Consider the following 3,545-nt stretch of genomic DNA (forward strand, 5'->3'; position numbering starts at 1 on the left):
CAACACCGTGCCATCCTTCACCCTGAGGCCCCCATTACCCCTGCCCAGCTGGAGCAGTGGCTGGCAGCGCTGCAACAAAAGGGGGAACTGGAGCGCCTTTGGACAAAGTACGGCGTACAACAGCACGCAACCCCATGATTACTATCCAGCTTTTCTGTACCATGGCGGGAACCAAATGGGAGTGCACCAAATGAACACCACCGAGCCCGCGTTCCCCAAGCTCCGCTTGCTGCGCTACCTTGCCTACGCTTTCCTGCTGTTTCTTATCCTGATCACTCTGCTGCTGTGGCAAACCCCCCGTCTGATCCAGCGCTATCTGCCCGGCTGGCTGGCCGAGCACTATGGCCTGCAACTGACGCTGGGGGAGATTGACGTAGGAGTACGCAACCCATCTCTCACCCTCGGCGCGACCGCCCTGCTCGATGCCAAACAGCAGCCTATCGTCCGTTTTGAGCAGCTCTTTATCACCCCCGACCTGCAAGCCAGCTGGCAGCAGAAAGGGGTCGTGCTTTCCGCCGTCACCCTGACTAACCCCGTGGTGCAGTTGCAACGGCTGGCAGACAAAAAGGGGGATGTTCGACTCAATCTGACCGATGCGCTGGCCACCCTGCTCGCCCCTGCGCCCTCCCCCGAGCCCGAGACAGCCAGCGCCCCGCTACTGGTCGACATCGCCAGCATCGCGGTCACTGACGGCCATGTGCGCTATCAGGATCAACGCAAGGAGAGCGAACCCGGCTGGTTGCCGCCCCTCAATCTGGAAAAAGTGACCCTCAAGCTCGATAACCTGCGCACCGAGGCAAACCATCCGACCGCCTATCAGCTGAGCACCGCCATCAACGGCAAAAGCAGCCTCGCCGCTCACGGCAAGCTCGATGTGATGAGCGGCATGGGTCAGGGTAAGGTGAGCCTCAAGCAGGTCGACCTGAAACCCTTCGCCCCGCTCTGGGCACCCTATCTCAAGCTGGATCTGGCCAAGGGCCACGCCAATGCAGAGGTGGAGTACCAGCTTAAAGAGGGCAAGCAAGGGGTACTGTGGCAATTGTCCAAAGGCAAGCTGACGCTGGACAACTGGCAGCTTAAAAAACACAAGGGCGACGAATTTGCCCGCTTCGGCCAGCTGGCCCTTAGCGATCTGGCTGTAGATGGCCAGAAACAGTCGATCCAGATCGGCAAGGTCACTGTGCAACAGCCCCTGCTCAAAGCCACCCTCAACCCACAGCAGGAGCTGGATCTGGCTGATCTGCTCATTGCACCGGCCCCCGCCAAACCCGTCAAAGGGGCCAACGCCGCAAACGAGGTGGCCAACAATGAGGCGCCCAAGTCGGCACAACAAACAAAGGCAGCCGGTAACGGCAAGAAACACGAGGCAGACAAACCCTGGCAATGGCAGATCAAACAGATCGTTATCGACAAGGGTGATCTCACCCTTACCGAATCGAGCAGCGGCAGACCACTGGCACGCCAGCTCTCCGGCCTCAAGCTGGCGTTGGGGCCACTGGGCAGCAAGGGGGTGCAACCGAGCAAACTGACTCTGGCCACCCAGTTCAACCAGAGCAGCCCCCTCACCTTTGATGGCCAACTGACCCTGACTCCTTTCACCTTAAGCGGCGACATCAACCAGCAGGGGCTGCCCCTGACGCTGGCACAACCCTATCTGGCCGATCTGGTACGCATCAAGGTGCAAAACGGGCTGCTGAGCAGCAAGACCCGGCTCGATCTCGCGACCACCGCCCAGGGAGATCTCAGCAAGCTGACCCTGCAAGGGGGGCTCGATGTCAACGGGCTCAAGGTGGTCGATCGGGCAGACAATCAGCGGCTACTGGAGTTCAACACCCTGGCTCTCACCGGTCTGACGTACGACGGCATCAGCCAGCAGATGCGGATCAAGGAGATTGCCCTGCACAAACCCTTCGCCCGCATCGAAATCTATGAGGATGGCACCACCAACCTGCAACAGCTGCTGTTGCCACAACCGGCGGCGACCAACAGTACTCAAGCGGCTGCAGGCAGCAAGACGAGCACTGGCAGCAAGGGCCCCGACTTTCGCTTCACCATCGATCAGCTGCGCACCGAGCAGGGCAACCTGCGCTTTGCCGATCGCAGCCTGAGCCAAGATTTTGTGGCCGATATCGCCTCGCTGGGCGGCCAGAGCCGTCATATCAGCAATATTCCGGGGCAACGCTCCGATCTCGCCTTCAACGGCAAGGTGGATCGCTATGCGCCGGTGACCATCCGCGGCGGCACCAACCTGCTGGTCGCCAACCCGCTCCTCGACATCGCGGTGGCCTTCAACAATCTGGAGCTCACCACCTTTACCCCCTACTCGGGCACCTATGCCGGTTATGCCATCGACAAGGGGCAGCTCTCCATGAAGCTGCACTACAAGCTGGAGGGCAACCGGCTGGAGGGGGATAACGACATCACCATCAAGAAGCTGCAACTGGGCGAGAAGATCAAGAGCGATCAGGCCAAGGATCTGCCGCTGGGGCTGGCCATCGCCCTGCTGAGCGATGCCAACGGGGTGATACAGATGAACCTCAAGGTGAAGGGCGATCTCGATCAACCGGACTTCAGCATCGGCAATATCTTCTGGAATGTGCTGGGCAACACCCTGAGCAAGGCGATCACCTCCCCCTTCTCCCTGCTCGCCTCGCTGGCCGATGGCACCGAAGATCTCGACGAACTTCCCTTCCTGCCGGGGGATCCCGATCTCACCCCCACCCAGCAGGAGAAACTGGTCAAGCTGGCGCAGGCCCTCAAGGATAGACCCAAGCTCAGTATGAACATTCGCGGCAAGGTCAACTTCAACGAGGAGCGCCCCATCCTGCAACGGCAAAAACTGGAGCGGGTACTGGCCAAGCTCACCGGCAATCAGGCGGATCTCGACCTGCTGGAACAGGACCCCGCCCTGCAAGAGGCGCTGGCCCGGGCCTATGAAGAGCGCTTTGGCGAAGATCTGGATGACCTGGCCGCTCGGCTCCATCTGGATGAAGAGAGCGCGGCACTGCGGGCCCAAGCTGTGATCCTGCTGCGAGATCAGCAGCTCATCACCGCCAAATCCCTGCGCAATCTCGCCATGCGCCGGGCGCAAAATACCAAGGAGTTTCTGGTCGACAGCCAGGGGATCGCCCCGGAGCGGCTGTTCGTGCTCGACAGCCAGGTCAAGGAAGAGGACAAGGAAGCCAAAGTGATCCTGACACTAGATCAGTAAGGCCGCCGCACTTCGTAAAAAGCGTAATAAAAATACAACCCCTCAACTATTTTGACACCTTTTGCTCACCAAACAGCCTGCCTTGGTGAGCATTTGGCCTCTGATGCAAATAATCACGTAGTTTTTTTACGATTTATCCCCCTTGCCCCCTTGCGGGCGCGCCACTGCCTGCCTAAAATCGCGCGTCTTTTGTTAACCCCCACCTCTATTTTTGGAGAACGCCACGTGAGCGAAAAATTGGCCAACCCTGCCCCTCTGGGTCTGATGGGTTTCGGTATGACCACCATCCTGCTGAACATCCATAACGCAGGTTTCTTCCCCATCAGCGCCATGA

2 protein-coding genes and 1 pseudogene are annotated in these 3,545 nt (G+C 59.4%); all 3 read left to right on the forward strand.

Going from position 1 to position 3,545, the window contains the following annotated elements; translation table 11 throughout:
- Positions 1-138: pseudogene (locus AACS18_RS23110) on the forward strand (ABC transporter substrate-binding protein); the annotation flags it as partial.
- A 52-nt stretch (positions 139-190) separates the two neighbouring features.
- Entirely contained in the window at positions 191-3,211 is a 3,021-nt protein-coding gene (locus tag AACS18_RS05105; RefSeq protein ID WP_108613876.1) for a DUF748 domain-containing protein, read from the forward strand.
- 225 nt (positions 3,212-3,436) lie between these two features.
- Positions 3,437-3,545: acetate uptake transporter (locus AACS18_RS05110; RefSeq protein WP_181363411.1), on the forward strand; the 109-nt coding region annotated here is incomplete at its 3' end.

The sequence above is a fragment of the Aeromonas sp. HMWF015 genome, assembly GCF_963878965.1.
GTDB lineage: Bacteria > Pseudomonadota > Gammaproteobacteria > Enterobacterales > Aeromonadaceae > Aeromonas > Aeromonas veronii.

Excerpts from the sequence above, each read along its gene's own strand:
- AACS18_RS05105 (WP_108613876.1), top strand. The coding sequence starts at position 191 with ATGAACACCACCGAGCCCGCGTTCCCCAAGCTCCGCTTGCTGCGCTAC.